We start from the raw sequence: 18444 nt of genomic DNA, 5'->3' as shown, positions 1-18444 counted from the left end.
TTAAAAATAACTTCCTCTCATCATCACCGATGGCCACGCGACTGTACCAAAAAGATAATGCATGACAACCTGAGCAACCATCTTAACCTCGACGAACTGGCCGCCGAACACAATGTCAGCTATACATGGTTCAGGAAGGCGTTTAAAGAAGTTATCGGCGTTTCCCCCGGCCAATACCTCCTTAATTTCAAGCTGGAAAAAACTTGTAAATTACGCAAAGAAACCGGTCTAACCGTCGCCGAAATTGCATTTGAAATGAATATCTCCCCTTCTCTTTTCAAGAAAGAAAGCAAATAGACAAAAAAACGCTATTTTGCGGTCTCTTTGTGGATACAAGTTTCAAACCATGACAACAGTCGTGGTTGGTATAGTTGTTACAATCGTCAATACGTATCATGCAACACTGGGAATTGTTACTTTTTTTTCTGCTTATCGCTTTTCTATATGCCTCGGTGGGGTTCGGCGGTGGCTCCAGCTACCTGGCGATTTTAGCCCTCTATGCACTGCCGTTTAAAGAACTACGTTTGATTGCGTTGATAGGTAACATCATCGTCGTTTCCGGCGGTGTCTATATCTATGTAAAAAATAAACAGGTAAACTGGAAAAAGATTGTTCCATTTGTTTTGCTGAGTATACCGATGGCATATTTGGGTGCTATCGTGCGTATCAGCCAGCACACTTTTTTTGTCATCCTCGGATGCAGCCTGGTGATCGCTGCCATATTGCTTTGGATAAAAACGGGCCCCGCCACCATTGACCAACTGAACGAACCGAAAAGACATGCTTTCTTGAAAAACAGCACTTTGGGCGGGTCCATCGGTTTTCTGTCGGGTATGGTGGGTATTGGTGGGGGCATTTTCCTATCGCCGGTACTGAACCTAATGAAATGGGATCTACCTAAGAAAATAGCTGCAACCGCTAGTGTTTTTATATTGGTTAATTCCATCTCCGGTATTGCAGGACAGCTTACCGGCTTGCCCGAAAACATCAATTATTCCCGGATCGGTTTGTTATGCGTTGCGGTACTTATCGGGGGGCAAGCGGGTTCCCGAATGGCCATAAAATTTAACCCGTTAATCATTCGCCGCATGACGGCGGTGCTAGTATGTAGTGCGGGGGTAAACGTGTTAGTTAAGCACTTCCCTTTATTTTTTGAACAATTGTTTTAACAGAAATGGATATAAATATACTGGCGTTCGGTATTGTAAAGGAGTTCTTCGGTGGCCCTTCCATCGCATTGGAATTACAGGGCAGGCTTACTGTTGCCGGGTTAAAGGAAAAATTGGAAGCAACTTACCCGGACCTGAAAAGGCTACGGACATACATGGTTGCCGTTAACGATGAATATGCCGAAGATGAATTGGTTATCCGTCCTGAAGATGAAATTGCAATCATTCCGCCGGTAAGCGGCGGCTAAAATTCACATCGAGCGCTCATCGGCCGGCAAAAAAATAATCAGATGAAATGATTGACATTAAAATTTTAAACGAGCCGTTGGATACAGCAAGTTGCATCGGGAATGCAACGGATGCTGCATGCGGAGGTACGGCAAGTTTTATAGGCGTGGTCCGCGACAAGACAGATGGGCGAAAGGTTGTACGACTGGAATATGAATGCTACGAATCAATGGCATTGAAGGAACTGGCAAAAATTGCAGCGCATGCTGTCGAATCGTGGAAAATTAATAATATAGTAATCCATCACCGTGTGGGGGTTTTGAACGTAGGAGATGTTGCGGTGATCATTGCCGTAGGCGCTGCACACCGCGCTGCGGCCTTTGATGCCTGCCGCTACGCGATAGATACCTTGAAAATAACCGTGCCCATCTGGAAAAAGGAAGTTTTTGAAAATGGTGAGGTATGGGTATCCCCACATGCGTGAGTTTTTAGTAAATTTACACATCGTTACAAATCGATACGAAAATGAGGGAGTTTACGGCAGGTTCCATTAAACCCATACAGGTGACGAAGGTGAACGGACACGCAGATACGTTATTCCCCGATGTGCTTTCCGTTGAAGAACCTCTTGAAATAAGAATCAGCTATGGCCCCGGGCATGAACGGATGCAGAAAAGCATTTCCGTAACCATGCGCACACCGGGCAATGATCCGGAGCTCGCGCTTGGTTTTTTATTCACGGAAGGAATCATTACCTCTTACGAAACGATACAAAGCACGCAACATGCGGGCATGAATTGTTCGGTGCAAAAAGAGAATATTGTGCTGGTCAATTTTACAGAAGATTTTGTTCCCCGGCTTCATCAGGCTGACCGGAATTTTTATACCACTTCGAGCTGCGGCGTTTGCGGGAAAAGCTCGATACAATCCATAAAAACAGTGAGCCCATTTCTCACCAACAAAAAGCCGAAGTTGGATTTATCCAAAGATGTTCTTTATCCGTTGCGGGAGAAATTAAGAGCGGCCCAAAGTGGTTTTGCTGCTACCGGAGGGATTCATGCATCCGGACTTTTTACCATGCTGGGCGAGCTGGTGGATTTACGGGAAGATGTTGGCCGGCATAATGCACTCGATAAATTGATTGGGAACGCCCTGATGAATAATGCGCTGCCGTTGAACCAGCATATTTTGCTGTTAAGTGGACGGGCAAGCTTTGAATTGATCCAAAAAGCAGCTATGGCCGGTATTTCCCTTATTGCTGCCATTGGTGCCCCGTCGAGCCTGGCAGTGGAATTGGCCGAGGAACTGGGTATAACGCTTATTGGCTTTCTCAAAGAAGAGAGCTTCAACATTTACAATTTAAGTGATAACGTTTTAATACGGACAGATTAGATGAAACCTGCATAAATTGCCATAAACAAAAGAACATGGACTAAGCGACGCGATCTCTTGAACGCCGCTGAAAACAAACAAGAGGTGAAAAATAATTTATGCAAGTTTCATTACCATTAAAAAGACAATTTATTCGAATGAAAATACGGATTAAAGGCAACTCATTACGATACAGACTGACCCGGTCGGAAGTAGCCGGCCTGAAAGCAGCGGGTCGCTTGGAGGAACATACTGCGTTTGATGGCAAGACATTTACCTACGCCATCGAAACGGGCAACAGTGATCGGCTGACCGCTGATTTTATTGAAAACAAGATTGTGCTGAACATGCCCAGGACCATGATTGATGAATTGTATAACACCGATAAAGTGGGTTTCGAAGATACGTCCGGCACGGTAAGTTTATTGGTGGAGAAAGATTTTGCCTGTATTGACAATACAGAAGAAGACCAAAGTGATCATTACCCCAACCCTTCGCTATCATGTGATTAACATCCAACACCATGAAAGAAGAAAACGATATAAAGGAAACCAGACCGGAAGCTAACAAAAAGCCTTCCGCAGAGCCACCCCATGAATTATTGGACCTTACCGTTGGCGGGGTAAAAAAATGGGCTGCGGGCGTCCCGGGGGTGGTGGCTTCAGTGAAGGACCTGATCGGTGAGAAGACCCTTCTTCGCGGTGGGAAAGCATTATTCAAGATGAACCAGTTTGATGGCTTTGATTGCCCAAGCTGTGCGTGGCCCGATCCGGATGACGACCGGTCGCCCATCGCTGAATATTGTGAAAATGGCGCGAAAGCACTTGCGGAAGAAGCCACAACCAAAAAAATTACGGCGGATTTTTTTAAAAACAATTCGGTTTATGATCTGGCTAAATTAACAGATTACGAGATCGGGCACCTGGGCAGGCTGAGCGAACCGGTGTATCTGCCCAAAGGCGGTACACATTACCAGCCGATAAGCTGGGATGACGCCTTCAAAAAAATAGCCGAACACCTCAATGGGCTGGCGTCACCGGATGAAGCGATATTTTATACGTCGGGAAGGACAAGCAATGAAGCCTCGTTCGTCTACCAGCTTTTTGTAAGGGAATTCGGCACCAACAATTTTCCCGATTGCTCCAACATGTGTCACGAGACCTCCGGATTTGCCCTTTCACCCACCATCGGAATTGGAAAAGGGACGGTAAAATTGCATGATTTCTACGACACGGATGTCATTGTGATCATCGGGCAAAACCCCGGAACCAATGCTCCCCGCATGTTGAGCGCCTTGGAAAGAGGCAAAAAGAAGGGTGCAAAAATTATTGCAATCAATCCATTGCCCGAAGCCGGATTAATGGGCTTCCGTAATCCGCAACAACTATCCGGCGTCATTGGCGGTGGAGTTAACCTCGGCGACCTATACCTTCCGGTAAGAATAAACGGTGATTTGGCTTTATTGAAGGCCCTGGAGCTGTTGTTACTTGATTTTGAAAAGAAATCCCCGGGTGAAGTATTTGACCACGAATTTATTTCCCAGAAAACGGTTGGTTATGACGCCTTTATCAAGCAGTTTGATCACTACCGGCTGGATGATCTCGCTGCCGCATCCGGTGTATCGACAGCTTTGCTTTATGAAGCAGCCCAACTGATCGCATTTAAAAAGCGTATTATCTTTTGCTGGGGGATGGGCCTCACGCAACAACATAATGGCGTGGATATGATCAGGGAGATCGTTAACATCCTATTGCTAAAGGGCAGTATTGGCAAGCCGGGTGCGGGCGCCTGTCCCGTCCGGGGCCATAGCAATGTGCAGGGAAACCGTACCATGCTGATCAATCACCATCCCACGGCGGAGCAGCTGGACCGCCTGCAGCAGGTTTTCGGATTTAATCCGCCACGGACGGGTGGTTATGATGTCGTAAACGCTATAAAGGCGATGCATGCCGGTAAGGTCAACGTCTTCTTTGGCATGGGCGGCAACTTCCTGTCTGCCACGCCAGACACCACGTATACCGCCGAGGCGATGAGGAAACTGGCCCTGACGGCATTTGTGTCCATCAAACTTAATCGAGGCCATCTGATCCATGGAAAGGAGTCGTTGATATTACCGACCAAATCGCGGAGCGAGATTGATATGGTGAAGGGGGAAAAGCAATTTGTCAGCACCGAAAATTCGATGGGTGTGGTAGAGTGGTCGAAAGGGATGTTGAAGCCCATCTCGGATGACCTCATCAATGAAACACAAATTGTATGCCGCATGGCAAGGGCGACTATCGGGAACAGAACGGTCGTTGATTGGCAGCGGTACCACGATAGCTATGACGCTGTGCGGGATGACATTGAAAAATGTATCGCCGGTTTTGAGGATTATAACATCCGTGTAAAGCAAAAGGGCGGATTCTACCTACCCAATGCGGCACGCGATGAGCAGCGATTCGCCAAACAATTCAACGGTCGTGCGCCGTTTACATTGACGACCGTCCCTGAGAATACGCTTGCACCGGATGAATACCTGATGGCTACCACCCGAACCCACGACCAGTTCAATACGACCATTTATGGGCTCGATGACCGGTATCGCGGGATCTTTAATGAACGAAGGGTAGTGATGATGAATGAGAAAGATATTGCGCAAGCTGGATTTAAGCCGGGCGACAAAGTAGATTTATTCAATTATGACGATGGTATCGAGCGTGTTGCGCCGTTATTCATCATCGTCCCTTATCCCATACCGGAACGGAATACGATGACCTATTTCCCCGAAACCAATGTGCTGGTCTCCGTGAATAACGTGGTGAAGGGGAGCAATATGCCGGCATCCAAATATGTGAAGATAAAGATTAAAAAGCATGACCCCGACCTCCCTATGCGGAAAGCATCAACGAGCCGGTGACTCATGCTCATCCAATCGTTTTATAATGGATTTCACCGCTATTTCATTAATCTTTTTCCAATTCCGTTTTCCCGTTGCCAACTGAATGTTCTTTGGATCTGTGTGTGAGATAAACAGCTCCGCGTCATCCGAAGTCTTGGCTTCCAACGGCACATAAAGCACAGCGACATCACCATTGAACCCGGCTGATTTATCAACATGCCCCTTCGGGGTGAGTCGGCCATATAACGGTTTTGCGGTATAATGTCCGCAAATACGATCCTTTATTTTGAGATCATGAAAGTTGTTACGATGCAGTGGATAGCGAAAATAATATCCAATGCGGCGCATTTTCCTCAGCTCATCCAGATCAAGATCATCAATCATTAATAAATCCCCTGTTTTATTTTATTTCGTTAAACCGTGTTTTTCCCTTTAAACGCCCGAATATAGTTACCCTGCGTTTTCTCAATTCCATTTTTCAATGAATACACCACCGCTTCGGGAAACCGACGTTTAATCAAAAGAGCTGCTGAAGCACTCCTTTTTCCAGTAGTGCAGTAACAGACGATCGGAACAACATGGTTTATGGAAGTTAGCCGGTCTTCCAGATCTGCTAACGGAATGTTCAGGCCGCCGATATGAAAGGCCTCATGCTCATGTTCAGTTCTTACATCGATCAATTCATAATTTCCGGCCCCATTGGTTAGCTCATCCAATGTAATGGTACGGACGATGTCAGGAAGCCCATTTATCTGAACATCCGTTTTCTTTAATTTAATGGTGCGGGTTTGACCGTCCAGAACGTTCATGATCCATAGTTTACCTGCCAATACGTTCTCAGAACCGATCAGGTACTTTATCGCTTCGTTTGCCTGCATACAGCCAACGATGCCGGCCAGCGTGGGGATAACGCCGCCCTCGGCGCAATTCGGCACCTGTGCTTTTTCCGCGTCGGGGAATACATCCCGGTAGTTGGGGGAATAGGTGCCGTCCTCCCGCAATACATTCCAAACGCTTACCTGCCCTTCGTATTGATAAATGGCACCGTAAACCAACGGTTTGCCCGACAATACGCAGGCATCGTTTAGCAGCAGTTTCGTCTCAAAATTGTCCGTGCCCTCAATGACGAGATCGAATCCTTCAATCAGCTCCATGGCATGATCCGGAGTGATCCGCAGCCGGTAAGGGAGGATCTTGATTGCAGGGTTTTGTTGCTGTAGTTTCCCCGCGGCGACTTCCACTTTCGGGCGTCCCACATCGGTTGGGGTATATAGGATTTGACGGTGTAAATTACGTAAAGAAACGACATCATCGTCGGCGATGCCGATGGTGCCGATACCTGCAGCGGCAAGGTATTGCGCAGCCGGGCACCCCAATCCGCCAGCACCTACAACCAATACCTTAGCGTTTTGCAAACGCTGCTGTGCAGCCTTTCCAAATCCGGGCAATGCCATCTGGCAATGGTATCGTTCAAAATTTTCAGTCATTCATGTCGGGTTTTTGAGCATCCGGGACAGCATTTCCTCGCCGCAGGATTTTGCTGGCAACAGCTGCATCTTCGGGCGTATTGACATTCAGCAGCGCGTCTGGGTTACGGGGTGTCAGCATATGCGTATCGGCATTTATCAATACTTTCCTCGGACAGGTGATCCCTTCTCCCAGAAAGCGCAACAATACCGGATAGCTTGCCGGTTCCCAAATAGTGATCAACGGCTCCGGCAAGCCATCAAAAGGGCTTTCGTACGTGGTAGCTACTTTGTCCGGCAACCTGTTTTCGATTAAAACACGCAGGGATTCCTCATCCAGCAGCGGCAGGTCACAGGCAACAACCAACCAGGCTTTTTCCCTATCCGAACGAAGCGCCGAAAGTATGCCCCCGAATGGGCCCATATTCAGGAACGTATCGGTTAACGCATGGTAGGCGGGATCAAAGTGCACCAACTGGTCTTGCCGGCACGAAATAAAAACGTCCTGACAAAGGTCTTTCAACAAATCAGCCGCAAAAAAGCGTTGTTCTTTTCCATGCCACTTTATGAGATCCTTGTTGCTGCCCATCCGTTTGCTTCTGCCCCCGGCCAGCACCAATCCATTCACGGAGGGCATGCTATTGTCTTTGAAAGTCACTTTTCCCTCCGGTTTTTTCCATTAATCTGACTTCTTTGATCACGATGTCGTGGCTCAATGCCTTGCACATATCATAGATCGTCAGCGCAGCTACCGAAGCACCGGTAAGTGCTTCCATTTCCACGCCCGTTTTGGCTTCAATGCTTGCGGTGCAATGAATGATGATTTCCTTCGGGCCATTCAGCTTCACATCGATTTCACAGTTATGCAATCCCAATGGATGGCACAATGGAATCAAATCACCCGTTTTCTTAGCCGCCATGATTCCCGCGATGATGGCTGTTTGGAATACCGAACCTTTCTTGGTTTTGAAATCATCTTTCTGAAGCGCTTCCAAAACTTCTTCCGGCAGGGCTACAATGCATTGGGCAACCGCTTTTCGATGGGTAACTTTCTTGCCACCCACATCCACCATACTCGGTTGGGAATTTTGATTTAAATGAGAAAATTCAGTCATCGGTAAGCGTTGAAATTAAACGTTATACGGCCATATTTTGTACACTTCGCCTTTTTTAAATTTGTTTTTTTCCAATGGCAGTTCCATAAAAGCATCGGTATAAATCAGGTTGGAAAAATCGCCCGAACCGTTACTTTCTACAGGCTGTGCGGTTACTGTCCCTTGGTGATCCACCTCCAGCTTCACCTGCGCAAAATAGTGTAAGGGATAGGAAAAATCCATATCATGCTGTAAAACGGCGTATTGAGGTGATGATATTTTCACGTCCAAAGAACGTTCCAACCAGGGAAGGAAATAGCGGTGCAGGCACATAAATACAGAAACCGGATTGCCCGGAAATGCAAAAATTACTTGCTGATCTTGGTACGTACCGAACCAGAATGGCTTTCCGGGACGCTGCCTGACTTTGTGGAATAGCTTTTTCACACCGAGATGTTCCAGTACCTGCGGGATATAATCAAATTTACCCATGGAAACACCTCCGGTCAGCAGCAGTACATCATAGGATTGTAAGCATCGTTGGAACGTACCTTTCATCGTGTCGTAATCGTCGTTTACGTGCAGCCTGTCGGCCTGGATACCGTAACGCGTTAAAACGGATTGTATCGTTACATCATTGGAACGTCTTAATTGGTAGGGAGTGGGATTTTCTTCGACACCGACCAGTTCATCGCCTGTGGTAACGATGGCAACCTTGGGCAGTCTTTTTACCAACAAATCTGTTTTACCGACGGAAGCCGCTAAGCCTACCAACGCCGGCGTGATAAGCCGGCAGGCATCGGCTACAACATCGCCTTCTTTTTTGTCTTTTCCCTGTAAATGTATGTTTTGCCCTTGCTTGATTTCAATGTCGTTTACCGTAGCCGTTCCGTTAGCCACTACGATATCTTCATACCTCACTACCGTATCCAACGAACTATCCAATGCTGCGCCGGTCATGATTTCGATACATTCATTTGTTGACGAGATAGCAAGGGGCGTTTCTCCGGCAGCCTGTATAGCATTGACGGTAAAGGAACGTAAGCCGTCCTCCTTATAGGCTCGGTAAGCTATGGCGATACCATCTACGGTAGCACGGTTGAAAGGCGGCAAATCCCGGTCGGCAACCAGCTTTTCTGCCAAAACCCGGCCCAGGGAGTGCTCATAAGGGACCCGTATGGTGCCGTAGTCCCTTGTTTGGGATTGGATGATCTGTTCTGCCCGTTCTACCGTGATAAGTTCCATCGTTTTAATTTCATCCTCCGATTGTAGCCATCGATTCCTGTTCCCGATGTTGCGTCATCAATGTATCCTGCGCCTCCCAGCCATCCGCTGGCTTCTTCAGCACGGTCTCCGTTATCCGCTTTCGCAACTCAGCATCCGTGCATCCTTCGCGGATGGCATCTTTCAGGTTCAAAGATCCGGTTTCATAGAGGCAGGTACGCAATACGCCCGTTGAGGTAATACGGATGCGATTGCACGAGCCACAAAACAAACGCGAATAAGCGGCGATGACGCCGATCTTCCCTTTATACCCCGGGATGTGGTAGTTGTATGAAGTGGAATAGGGTGCATCGGGAAGCTTTTCCATCGCAGGAAATTGCTTCCGGATATGATCCAATATATGCCGGTGATCCCAATCCAATGTAACTTGATGGGTACCTCCATTAAACGGCATTTCTTCGATAAAGCGTACGCTTACCGGGAGGTGTTGCGTAAGCCGCACCAACGGGATGATGTCTGCGATATTTTTATTTGCCATCACCACGGTATTGATTTTTATGCTGATGTCATTTTCCAGAAGCTTGTCCATCGTCTCCAGCACTTTATTCAACCCTTCCCGACGCGTAATCTGGAAGAAGCGGTCCTTATCCAATGTGTCCAAACTGAGGTTAACCGACTTGATGCCTATTTCCTTGAAATCGGAAACGAAGTCTCCAGTCAATAAGCCATTTGTGGTCAGTGTCAGTTCCCTTAGTCCACCGATTTCCGAAAGCTTATATAGGAAAGGAACTAAATCCCTTCGTACAAGCGGCTCCCCACCGGTAATTCGGATTTTTTCGACCCCCATGGTTATGAACAGGGAGCATATCCGGAGCATTTCTTCATACGTCATTAATTCCCTCCGGGGTAGCCAGTCAAGCCCTTCGGCAGGCATGCAATAACTACACCGCAGGTTGCACCGGTCGGTAACGGCCAGTCTTAAATAGTTGATCTCGCGTCCATGGTTATCCGTAATCATAGTGTTCGTTGGGTCTCTCTACCGCCGTGTAATTTACATGATCCCGAATTAAGGGGTGTAAAATTGCATGACTACAAATATAAAAAAGAAAGCTTTACCGAAGGGCAAGTTATGCCCCAGTAGGATTGTTTACACTTGAATTAACCGCAAAAAGTTTGTACATTGCCACTATATTTAAAGGAACTCCACCTTAAATGAAAGAATTCCATTCCTACAATTAGAAACAGATAAAAACATGGAAGAAAAGCATATTGTCAAAATCTTGTCAGTTGAGCCCGATACGCACAATGTAAAGCGATTCCGGGTGGAAAAACCCGACGGTTACACCTTTATTCCCGGACAAGCCACCGAGGTTACCATCAATAAGGAGGGCTGGCTGGACAAGCGGAACCCGTTTACCTTCACCTCGCTCAACACATGGGATTTCCTGGAATTCACGATCAAGATATACGATGAGCATGAGGAAGTTACGCATCAGCTAGGAGTATTGAAACCCGGGGATGAACTGATTCTGCACGACGTATGGGGCGCCATCCAATACAAAGGGGAAGGAACCTTTATTGCCGGCGGAGCAGGCGTTACGCCGTTCATTGCCATTTTCCGGCAGCTGTATCAGGACGGAATGATCGGCGCGAATAAATTGCTCTGTTCGAACAAAACCGAGGCGGATATTATATTGAAGGATGAGTTCACTGACATGTTGGGTAGAAATTTCATCAACACGATCACGGATGATCATACTCCCGGCTATGATCATGGCCGCATCGACGAGGCCTATTTAAAGGATAAGATACAGGATTTCAACCAGGATTTTTATGTCTGTGGCCCGGAGCCAATGATAGACTCCGTACAACAGGCGTTGAAAAATCTGGGTGGTTCCGCAATTACTGTGGAACTATGAGTGCGGTAAAATAGTTGTCGAATAAGCACAAAAAACGCACTTACGATTCGATCATAAGTGCGTGATAATCATATGGATGATACCGGATTCGAACACGATAATCACTCCGTTGGCCGCGCGGATACCGAATAATATTTCATTCATTGGTTAGCTAAACCTGATCGTCATCGTTTTCGACAAAAGAAAAATACATCTCTTTGAATGAAGTAAAACTATTGACTTTTCTAGCAACTAATCTTAATACAAAGATATCTCAGAGCTCACAGAACTGTTTTCACAGAATTAACCAGTATTTGAACAATTCTATCAGAACTGAGAACCAAAACGGACAGAAGAGGAATATTTGTTAAAATCAATTGAACAGGTTAACCACATTCCAGTTGTTGATCCACGATTCCAAAGGCTTCAATTGGTAAATGGGAACATAAATCCTTGTTTTCGTGGATTGCCCAGAACAAAAGCACCTGATAACTTTGTTTTCATACATTAATTGATATATGAAAAGGAAAGTACAAACCATTACTCTCGTCCTAGTCGCAGTGTTCGGCATTTTGTCGTGCAGCAAAAACAAGGGTGCCAATCCCGATAATGAAAATGGCGGAAATAGGAGTCTGACCGGCAAACTCCTATACACCTTTACCGGAAATGTGTATCAGCTGGATTTGCAGACAAACCGGCAAAGCACTTACTTCACGTTCAACACCTACGGATTCAATTCTTGGGACATGGGCCTGGACAGACAGTTCAGGCTGACCAGCGAACGGGAAGCCGGTGTATTCGATGTGGCCAAAATCACGTTAATACGCAATTCGGATGGAACGATCGCCGATGAATTTGATTATGTTTCACCGAAGGGTGTAGACACAGACGTAAAAGCATTGCTCTCGCCCGATAATAAGAAAGTGCTGTACAGCCCGACATTTGACAATGGCATCGTCATAACCGATTTGGACGGGAAGGTGCTCACTCATTTGGAGGCGGTGAACACCGAAACGGGCCCCATGGCTTTCGGGATCAGTGATGAGGTGCGATGGCTTCCGGGCAACCGTATTGTCTTTACCTTAAACGAACGGTATATTTTCCGATCTGACCCACCCTATACAGACCTTACGTTGGTAAAAGAGATGCCTTATACGGTGTGGGGCAACCTGCGGGCAAACAAGCAAGGCACACAGCTTGCGATGATGGTGAGCAATCATATATACGTGATGGATGTGGACGGTAATGATTTACGGCAGGTTACGGAAAGTAGCGGCGGTGAAATCCAGGCCGACTTCTCTCCCGACGGGAAACACCTGCTGGTAGCGAAAAAAATCGGGCCTACGTTCTTTTACTGGAACCTTGCCATTATCCCGAACGACGGCCGGGTGTATAACATGGATAGTGACGAAGAAGTAATTGTCATACAACCTGAAGGGGAAGAGATCCTTCCTGCGGTTGATGGCCCGACATTCTGGGTGGAGTGAATATAGCGATATACATAGATGAAGTTGAAATCATTAATTTTACGCTTGTCATCATGGGTGTTCGCAAGGCTATTAAAGGAGAAACGGTAATCCAACGCTGTGGCACTTATCCATAAAGCAACCGAAATGAAATACATCTAATCATCACTTTACTTTTAAAGAACCTGCTGAAAGAGTTGATAAAATCATTAAAAAACAGAACTATGGCTAAATTCAGAATTACTAGACAACTCAAAAACCAATTTGTATGGGCACCGATCGCGTTATTGTTTACAGGAACCTTCCTGCTGTCTGCCTGTGACAGTAAGGAGGACAGAGAACCGGATACAAGGGGTACCGGTGTGCGCCTGAAACACCTCACTACGATAAACCAGGTGTCCGCATTACTTACATCCCAAATGCAGGGATATGAAACGCAGGAAACAGGCAGCTTTACAGATGAAGGGCATTATCCGACAATACCGCATATTTACTTTTATACAGTGAACTTCAAAGATGATATTAATGGCTATGTGTATGCTTGGCGTTCCATCAACGCACAGTCAGGTATGGGAAAGGAGACAAAGGATGAAATATTGGATATGTTCCCCGATATGGAGGAAATTGCTGATGGAAGATTGGGGAAAGCACCTTATGAGAACGTATTTGCCCTGCGTTACAGGAATAATGAAAAAGGTGATTGGCGGTACGAGCTGTACATTAGGCTAGCCCATATAGATAATCAGGACAACCAAGTGATTGCATTGTCCGGAACTTTCGGTCCCACTACTTCAAATCCGGAACATGAAGCCGTTGCACCTGAACCGATGGATAGCTCAACGGCGATTGCAGCCATGCTGGCCCTGACCGAACCGATAGTTGAATGAAATCAGAGTCTCCATAAGGTTAACTTGTTGCCTCAAACGATTGCGTTGAATCTTTTGCAGCATAAGGGTAAAGATTGCTTTTTTAATGGCTTTTAAAGTTTATAGATTTAAAATGGTTTATGATTATTGTTCTTGACACTCGCAGTAAGCCCCGCCAACTATAGCGCCTTCAACAATGGTCTCCATGTAATGGCTTCGATCAATCTTTATTTCTGTCTCTATGGGAACAGGTCCGATCTCTACTACCTCGTTTCCTACCTTATCTTCTTTTATTACTGTCCCTGATACTTTCATGTGTATCCGCTGATCAGAATTCTCCAGCAAGGTAAACGTGAGACTGTGTTCGATATGATCGTCATTGTAGTTACCTATATAATATCTGGGGTAAAGTTCATATCTCGGTGTACTAAAGGAGCCTGATTGAAATGATCCTGCAGGATAAATTCCTGTAGCACTCTTGCTGTTAAAAAGGCCGTGAACAGTGGTTCCTAATGCAACTTCTTGGCTATTCCCCCCTTTTTCTTGATATATTGCAAAAATAAAGTTCTCTATTCCAGAGTCTGGATCTACTCCTCCGGTGATGACGACCTTGTCTTGACCAAACTGATTCGGACTCGTCGTTTCCCCATCGATCGTAACTTTGTACCAGCACTCCGAAGTGCCCTCCGGATTTGGATCATCTTTTTTGGAGCAAGATACCACGGCTAAGGCTATAGTGAGCAGACCGAGTGTTTTTCTGATTGTTGTTTTCATCTCTTTTATTTTATCGTTTATAATGTTGTCCGGTTATCGTATCCGGCTTGTATTACCGTTACACCTTCATTAATAAAAGCAAAGTTACCGTTGCAACATTTCCCGCGATACCCCCTAAATGGGGTTTTTTAACGCAACGAAACAGTATCGGAAAAAACCAAAAAATAGACCACCCGGAAAAATGGGATGGTCTTATTGTGCCTGTCTGGCAATGACGGAAGAACAAAAGTATCATAGCCACTGCCGACAAGGCTTAATGGCCTTGCCCACTTATAATTACACCTAATGATATTACCATTGATGAATTTTTCAATCTGGTTGAAAGATTTGAGGTTCATTATGTGACTGAATATGGCTATAAAAGGCAATTTGTGTCTAAGACATTTACATTTGATAAATAAATGCTCATATTCCTTAGTTTTCGTCACGCAACTAGAAGCTGAAAATTCAACATCCGAGGCGCTTTGTATAATCGGAAAATACGGTTTTATTGAAAATCAAGACTATGGGGTCTTAAAGCGACTTTTTTTTAATATTTTTCAGGCTTGTTGCAAACAAATGAAAAAGTATGCAAAATGTATGCATATAAAAAAAGCACTTACAAATACATGATGTAAGTGCTTAATCAAGTGGAGGATACCGGATTCGAACCGGTGACCTCTTGCCTGCCAGGCAAGCGCTCTAGCCAGCTGAGCTAAACCCCCGTTTGGCGGACTGCAAACATAGAGAAAATTGATTTCACTTGCAAGCAGTGGCATAAAATTTAATTCGCTGAATCCTTTAAGACAACAACAGGTCGACAATGGCGCGGTTGTTCATCTCTAAGGCCGAATTTCGTTGTCTGAGCCGTACATTTTCCGCTTCCAATTCATCCAGTCGCCGTCGCCCATCTTCACGTATTTTCTGGTACTTTTTTTTCCATAGGTAAAACGTATTCCGATGAATATTCAATTCTTTGCAAATATCACATACCCGCTTCCCGTCTGCAGATGCACGGATGGCTTTTTGCATTACGGTTTCATTGACTCTAGTTTTATTCATGGTGATGTTGTGCTTTTGATATTGAGTGTCACAGGTGCCGACGGTTACTGTACGGCTTTACGCCAGACAAAAAAAGAAAAAAACAACCATCCGAACAATACCTATTTAGGTGTATTTTTCCACCAGTGTCTCCTTAAATCTCCACATGCTGCTGGGCAAAGACAAACAGACCATTGTTTCCTTTGATATCCAGCTTGACACAAATGTTCCTTCGATGTGTTTCGATCGTAAACGGGCTAACAAAGAGCTGATCGGCTATTTCCTGGGTTGTTTTGTTTTGCCTAACCAGCCGGATGATTTCCACTTCCCGCTTGGTAAGGTTGTACTTTTGCCGTACACTTTTTTGATCGTTTTCTCCGTCGGCAGAAGGACGATCCAAATAGGTTGTAAAATACCGTCCACCGCCATGGATTTCTTCAATAGCCTGTATAAGAACCGTGGCGTCCGAATCTTTCGGTAAAAAGCCCGCTACACCCACCCCCTGCAAGGTATCTTGTAGCGACGCCGTGTAGTACATCGAAACCACCAGGATTTTTAATTGGGGGTACATGGATAGTGCCTTGGCCGCCGCTTGCTGTCCATCGACCTTCGGCATGTTTAGATCCATGATAACCACGTCTGGCGTATGATGCTGAAGTAATTGAAGTGCCTCACGACCGTCCCGCGCCGTACGCCATACCGTAAAACTTGGATGGTTATCCAAAATGGAACGCAATCCATCGATAAAAAGCTGATGATCATCTACCAGCAGGAGGTTTATTTTCGGGGAATCAATTGGCCTGGTTTCTGTCATTTTGCAGGGGTATTTCGATCGTAATGGTGGTTCCATTTTGATTGGTATCAATGGCATAGCGTCCTCCTAGATACTGAATACGTGAGTATACATTCTTGAGCCCGATGCCCTTAAAAGTTTCATATCCATCAAATCCGATGCCGTTGTCCTCTACCGTAACAACAAGCTCCTGAACCGTCTCGACCAACTGTACGGTTGCCTGCGTTGCACAAGAATGCTTCACCACGTTATTGATAAGCTCGTTGACGATACGATAAATGGACAACTCCATTTCGGAATCCCGACGCTGTGTATATTGATACACAAATTCAAAGCTGACCGCACTTACCCGGTTAAGGATGGAAAGTCGTTCTTGTATGGTGCCAATAAGCCCATTCTCCATAAAAAACTTGGGTTTGAGGCTGTGTGATATCTCGCGTAGATCGTCGCATGCCCGGCTGATAAGCTGTATGGTTTCGCTGTAAACGGTACGTTCCTCAGGGCGGAGAAGGTCCAACTTCTTTTGGAAGTCAGTCGCCTTTAAACGGATGACCGAAAGCGTACCGCCTAAGTCATCATGGAGGTCTTTGGCCAACCGGTCACGCTCATCTTCCTGCGCCTGAAAGACCTGCCGGACAGCCTGCAGCTTGATACGGTCGTTCTCCTTTTTTAACAGTGCTTTCTCGCGCTTCAAGAAGTTATACCGCTGGGTAAAAGCAAACGAGAGGATTACCACTTCAGTAGCAAACCCGACGATCACGCCATTGGGTTTGAACAGTTGTGCTCCCACCACACCCATTACCTGCAAAACGTAATTAATACCACCCACGATCAGTGGTAATACCGCCAGCAAATAATAATAGCCGAGTATAAAGCCTCCCTTTATGCGCTCGATAACACAAACCAGGATCATCAACATCGAAAGGATGCCCTGTATATTGGCCGAAAAGAAAATTGCTTTTTCTACCCGGATATCTATGGGAAAAAGCAGTGCGAAAAAAGGCATCATTCCCAGTACCCAGAGCACGTATTTATAGTAATTAGTAAAGTAATAAAGTTTGCTGTTTGCTGCGGTCTGGTTGGTAAACAACTGCATCACCTGAATCAGTAAGGCACAGCTCAATATACCGCTTGTTGCCTTCGTATAATCGTGAAATCGGCCGAGGTCAGGAAATAACCATTCCTTCGTTAATCCCACTTCATCGAGCACAAGGATAACCGAACAAAAAATATACAGTGAATAGTATAGATGGATTCGATCCCCCACAGACAGGTACATGAGGATATTGAAGAGCAATGCAAATACGAATATCCCCGCGTAAAATCCAAACGCTGCATAAATAGGGATATTTTCCTGTAGAATAGGTGCCCGTTTACCCAATTTGGTTTTAATTAGAAAATTTTGACCGCGCTTATCCACCTTGAATAACAGCGTTGAGGTTTCCAGTCCGCCTAATCGGATGGGGAAAAGAAACTCCCATACCGGCCATGGACGTTGAGCGAATGGCAATCGATCGCCGGTTCTGCTTACCAGCGTGATTGTACTGTCTTCCGCCCGGTATTGGTATAATTCCAATATATTGATACTCGGACTCGGAACCGACAGAAATAAATTCACATAATCGGTAAGTGTATTTTTTAATTCGATAACCAACCAATAGTACGAATCGGTATAGCCGAAGCTGATGTATTCATCGCCGTTGATATTGGTAAACCGCCCCGTATTTTTAAGTGCAAGTACGCCTTCCGGTGTAGCGTTCAGCGTGCTGTCTTCGTAATACGCTACATACCCGTTAAGGCTGTAGGTTGCCGCCGAATCAATCAATACCGGTTTAATTTCGTCGGCACGGACTCCAAACACCACACAGCTACACCCCATCAACAATAGCAAACCATAATATATACTTTTGCGCATCAGCAGCTAAAATAACATATACAACTTCGGAAAACCAAAATTACGATTGCTATCTGTCAGAATAAATACCGAACGTCAGGTAATTTTGTAGAAACGCGAAATACCCACTACAAGGTATTTTGAGCAATGGTTTAAGTTTGTATTTTTGGATCCATTAGGGTTAACCATGAAATTTTTTTCGCTTATAATCTTGTTATGGTTTGCAACTGTTCCATTGGGAATTGCTCAAAAACGTGCCGCTACAGCAAAAGTACCACCTGAAATACAGACGTTGAAGAC

20 protein-coding genes and 1 tRNA gene are annotated in these 18444 nt (G+C 45.6%); 10 read left to right on the top strand and 11 right to left on the bottom strand.

All coding sequences use genetic code 11. The features are described from left to right. The first annotated feature begins 57 nt into the window (after positions 1-57). From BMZ56_RS19715 to BMZ56_RS19685, 7 genes are all read left to right on the top strand, one after another. Positions 58-297 carry a helix-turn-helix domain-containing protein gene (locus BMZ56_RS19715; RefSeq protein WP_090629721.1) on the top strand — a complete coding sequence of 80 codons (240 nt, stop codon included), beginning with the start codon at positions 58-60 and terminating at the stop codon, positions 295-297. A 98-nt stretch (positions 298-395) separates the two neighbouring features. Further along, positions 396-1169 (top strand): sulfite exporter TauE/SafE family protein, encoded by a 774-nt coding sequence (locus BMZ56_RS19710; RefSeq protein WP_090629718.1) that lies wholly within the window; start codon positions 396-398, stop codon positions 1167-1169. A 5-nt stretch (positions 1170-1174) separates the two neighbouring features. Beyond that, positions 1175-1417 (top strand): MoaD/ThiS family protein, encoded by a 243-nt coding sequence (locus BMZ56_RS19705; RefSeq protein WP_090629715.1) that lies wholly within the window; start codon positions 1175-1177, stop codon positions 1415-1417. Between the two features lie 47 nt (positions 1418-1464). Beyond that, on the top strand, positions 1465-1881 hold the full coding sequence (locus BMZ56_RS19700) for a molybdenum cofactor biosynthesis protein MoaE (RefSeq protein ID WP_090629714.1): 417 nt from the start codon (positions 1465-1467) through the stop codon (positions 1879-1881). A gap of 41 nt (positions 1882-1922) precedes the next feature. Further along, complete coding sequence (fdhD, locus tag BMZ56_RS19695; RefSeq protein WP_090629712.1) at positions 1923-2789, top strand: formate dehydrogenase accessory sulfurtransferase FdhD; 867 nt, start codon at positions 1923-1925, stop codon at positions 2787-2789. 137 nt (positions 2790-2926) lie between these two features. Next, the gene (locus tag BMZ56_RS19690) at positions 2927-3280 is read left to right on the top strand and encodes a DUF7009 family protein (protein ID WP_090629709.1); all 354 of its coding nucleotides are present in this window, start codon (positions 2927-2929) and stop codon (positions 3278-3280) included. Between the two features lie 11 nt (positions 3281-3291). After that, entirely contained in the window at positions 3292-5667 is a 2376-nt protein-coding gene (locus BMZ56_RS19685) for an FdhF/YdeP family oxidoreductase (RefSeq protein ID WP_090629706.1), read from the top strand. Here BMZ56_RS19685 and BMZ56_RS19680 read toward each other — a convergent pair. From BMZ56_RS19680 to moaA, 6 genes are read right to left on the bottom strand one after another with little or no spacing between them, the layout of a single operon-like run. Next, entirely contained in the window at positions 5653-6033 is a 381-nt protein-coding gene (locus BMZ56_RS19680) for a hypothetical protein (RefSeq protein WP_218146624.1), read from the bottom strand. The two genes, BMZ56_RS19685 and BMZ56_RS19680, sit on opposite strands and share 15 nt — an antisense overlap. 29 nt (positions 6034-6062) lie before the next feature. Beyond that, positions 6063-7136: a HesA/MoeB/ThiF family protein gene (locus BMZ56_RS19675; RefSeq protein WP_090629704.1), complete on the bottom strand. Its 1074-nt coding sequence runs from the start codon at positions 7134-7136 to the stop codon at positions 6063-6065. Further along, positions 7129-7773 carry an NTP transferase domain-containing protein gene (locus BMZ56_RS19670; protein ID WP_218146623.1) on the bottom strand — a complete coding sequence of 215 codons (645 nt, stop codon included), beginning with the start codon at positions 7771-7773 and terminating at the stop codon, positions 7129-7131. Before BMZ56_RS19670 ends, BMZ56_RS19675 begins: the two co-directional genes overlap by 8 nt. After that, positions 7754-8230 carry a cyclic pyranopterin monophosphate synthase MoaC gene (gene moaC, locus BMZ56_RS19665; RefSeq protein ID WP_090629699.1) on the bottom strand — a complete coding sequence of 159 codons (477 nt, stop codon included), beginning with the start codon at positions 8228-8230 and terminating at the stop codon, positions 7754-7756. Before moaC ends, BMZ56_RS19670 begins: the two co-directional genes overlap by 20 nt. Before the next feature lie 15 nt (positions 8231-8245). Further along, complete coding sequence (locus BMZ56_RS19660) at positions 8246-9454, bottom strand: molybdopterin molybdotransferase MoeA (protein WP_090629697.1); 1209 nt, start codon at positions 9452-9454, stop codon at positions 8246-8248. Positions 9455-9464: 10 nt separating this feature from the next. After that, positions 9465-10451, bottom strand: a complete 987-nt coding sequence (gene moaA / locus BMZ56_RS19655) for a GTP 3',8-cyclase MoaA (RefSeq protein WP_090629694.1) — start codon at positions 10449-10451, stop codon at positions 9465-9467. Positions 10452-10686: 235 nt separating this feature from the next. Between moaA and BMZ56_RS19650 the strand changes: the two genes are divergently transcribed. The 3 genes from BMZ56_RS19650 to BMZ56_RS19640 all read left to right on the top strand — a co-directional run bounded on the left by BMZ56_RS19650 (position 10687) and on the right by BMZ56_RS19640 (position 13684). After that, positions 10687-11352, top strand: coding sequence for a ferredoxin reductase domain-containing protein (locus BMZ56_RS19650; RefSeq protein ID WP_090629692.1), 666 nt, complete (start codon positions 10687-10689; stop codon positions 11350-11352). A gap of 497 nt (positions 11353-11849) precedes the next feature. Further along, positions 11850-12818, top strand: a complete 969-nt coding sequence (locus BMZ56_RS19645; RefSeq protein ID WP_090629689.1) for a TolB family protein — start codon at positions 11850-11852, stop codon at positions 12816-12818. Between the two features lie 203 nt (positions 12819-13021). Continuing rightward, positions 13022-13684 carry a hypothetical protein gene (locus BMZ56_RS19640; RefSeq protein ID WP_090629688.1) on the top strand — a complete coding sequence of 221 codons (663 nt, stop codon included), beginning with the start codon at positions 13022-13024 and terminating at the stop codon, positions 13682-13684. A gap of 123 nt (positions 13685-13807) precedes the next feature. Here the strand turns inward: BMZ56_RS19640 and BMZ56_RS19635 are convergent, their stop codons facing one another. From BMZ56_RS19635 to BMZ56_RS19605, 5 genes are all read right to left on the bottom strand, one after another. Then, on the bottom strand, positions 13808-14437 hold the full coding sequence (locus BMZ56_RS19635) for a hypothetical protein (protein ID WP_090629686.1): 630 nt from the start codon (positions 14435-14437) through the stop codon (positions 13808-13810). Between the two features lie 630 nt (positions 14438-15067). Further along, a tRNA-Ala gene (locus BMZ56_RS19620) sits at positions 15068-15141 on the bottom strand. Positions 15142-15217: 76 nt separating this feature from the next. Continuing rightward, a complete protein-coding gene (locus BMZ56_RS19615) occupies positions 15218-15478 on the bottom strand; it encodes a transposase (RefSeq protein ID WP_090629678.1) in 261 nt (86 codons plus the stop codon). A 133-nt stretch (positions 15479-15611) separates the two neighbouring features. Further along, positions 15612-16271 (bottom strand): response regulator transcription factor, encoded by a 660-nt coding sequence (locus BMZ56_RS19610; RefSeq protein ID WP_177195219.1) that lies wholly within the window; start codon positions 16269-16271, stop codon positions 15612-15614. Next, positions 16249-18165: a sensor histidine kinase gene (locus BMZ56_RS19605; protein ID WP_090629674.1), complete on the bottom strand. Its 1917-nt coding sequence runs from the start codon at positions 18163-18165 to the stop codon at positions 16249-16251. Before BMZ56_RS19605 ends, BMZ56_RS19610 begins: the two co-directional genes overlap by 23 nt. Positions 18166-18444: the final 279 nt, after the last annotated feature.

Origin of the sequence: Parapedobacter indicus (assembly GCF_900113765.1) — a bacterium.
GTDB classification, from domain to species: domain Bacteria; phylum Bacteroidota; class Bacteroidia; order Sphingobacteriales; family Sphingobacteriaceae; genus Parapedobacter; species Parapedobacter indicus.
This window is presented reverse-complemented; position numbering and strand designations above follow the sequence as displayed.

Coding starts and splice junctions, on each gene's coding strand:
- BMZ56_RS19650 (WP_090629692.1), top strand. CDS start 10,687: ATGGAAGAAAAGCATATTGTCAAAATCTTGTCAGTTGAGCCCGATACG.
- BMZ56_RS19660 (WP_090629697.1), bottom strand. CDS start 9,454: ATGGAACTTATCACGGTAGAACGGGCAGAACAGATCATCCAATCCCAA.
- moaC (WP_090629699.1), bottom strand. CDS start 8,230: ATGACTGAATTTTCTCATTTAAATCAAAATTCCCAACCGAGTATGGTG.
- BMZ56_RS19710 (WP_090629718.1), top strand. CDS start 396: ATGCAACACTGGGAATTGTTACTTTTTTTTCTGCTTATCGCTTTTCTA.
- moaA (WP_090629694.1), bottom strand. CDS start 10,451: ATGATTACGGATAACCATGGACGCGAGATCAACTATTTAAGACTGGCC.
- BMZ56_RS19615 (WP_090629678.1), bottom strand. CDS start 15,478: ATGAATAAAACTAGAGTCAATGAAACCGTAATGCAAAAAGCCATCCGT.
- fdhD (WP_090629712.1), top strand. CDS start 1,923: ATGAGGGAGTTTACGGCAGGTTCCATTAAACCCATACAGGTGACGAAG.
- BMZ56_RS19605 (WP_090629674.1), bottom strand. CDS start 18,165: ATGCGCAAAAGTATATATTATGGTTTGCTATTGTTGATGGGGTGTAGC.
- BMZ56_RS19610 (WP_177195219.1), bottom strand. CDS start 16,271: ATGACAGAAACCAGGCCAATTGATTCCCCGAAAATAAACCTCCTGCTG.
- BMZ56_RS19690 (WP_090629709.1), top strand. CDS start 2,927: ATGAAAATACGGATTAAAGGCAACTCATTACGATACAGACTGACCCGG.
- BMZ56_RS19700 (WP_090629714.1), top strand. CDS start 1,465: ATGATTGACATTAAAATTTTAAACGAGCCGTTGGATACAGCAAGTTGC.
- BMZ56_RS19705 (WP_090629715.1), top strand. CDS start 1,175: ATGGATATAAATATACTGGCGTTCGGTATTGTAAAGGAGTTCTTCGGT.
- BMZ56_RS19680 (WP_218146624.1), bottom strand. CDS start 6,033: ATGATTGATGATCTTGATCTGGATGAGCTGAGGAAAATGCGCCGCATT.
- BMZ56_RS19640 (WP_090629688.1), top strand. CDS start 13,022: ATGGCTAAATTCAGAATTACTAGACAACTCAAAAACCAATTTGTATGG.
- BMZ56_RS19635 (WP_090629686.1), bottom strand. CDS start 14,437: ATGAAAACAACAATCAGAAAAACACTCGGTCTGCTCACTATAGCCTTA.
- BMZ56_RS19645 (WP_090629689.1), top strand. CDS start 11,850: ATGAAAAGGAAAGTACAAACCATTACTCTCGTCCTAGTCGCAGTGTTC.
- BMZ56_RS19685 (WP_090629706.1), top strand. CDS start 3,292: ATGAAAGAAGAAAACGATATAAAGGAAACCAGACCGGAAGCTAACAAA.
- BMZ56_RS19715 (WP_090629721.1), top strand. CDS start 58: ATGCATGACAACCTGAGCAACCATCTTAACCTCGACGAACTGGCCGCC.
- BMZ56_RS19675 (WP_090629704.1), bottom strand. CDS start 7,136: ATGACTGAAAATTTTGAACGATACCATTGCCAGATGGCATTGCCCGGA.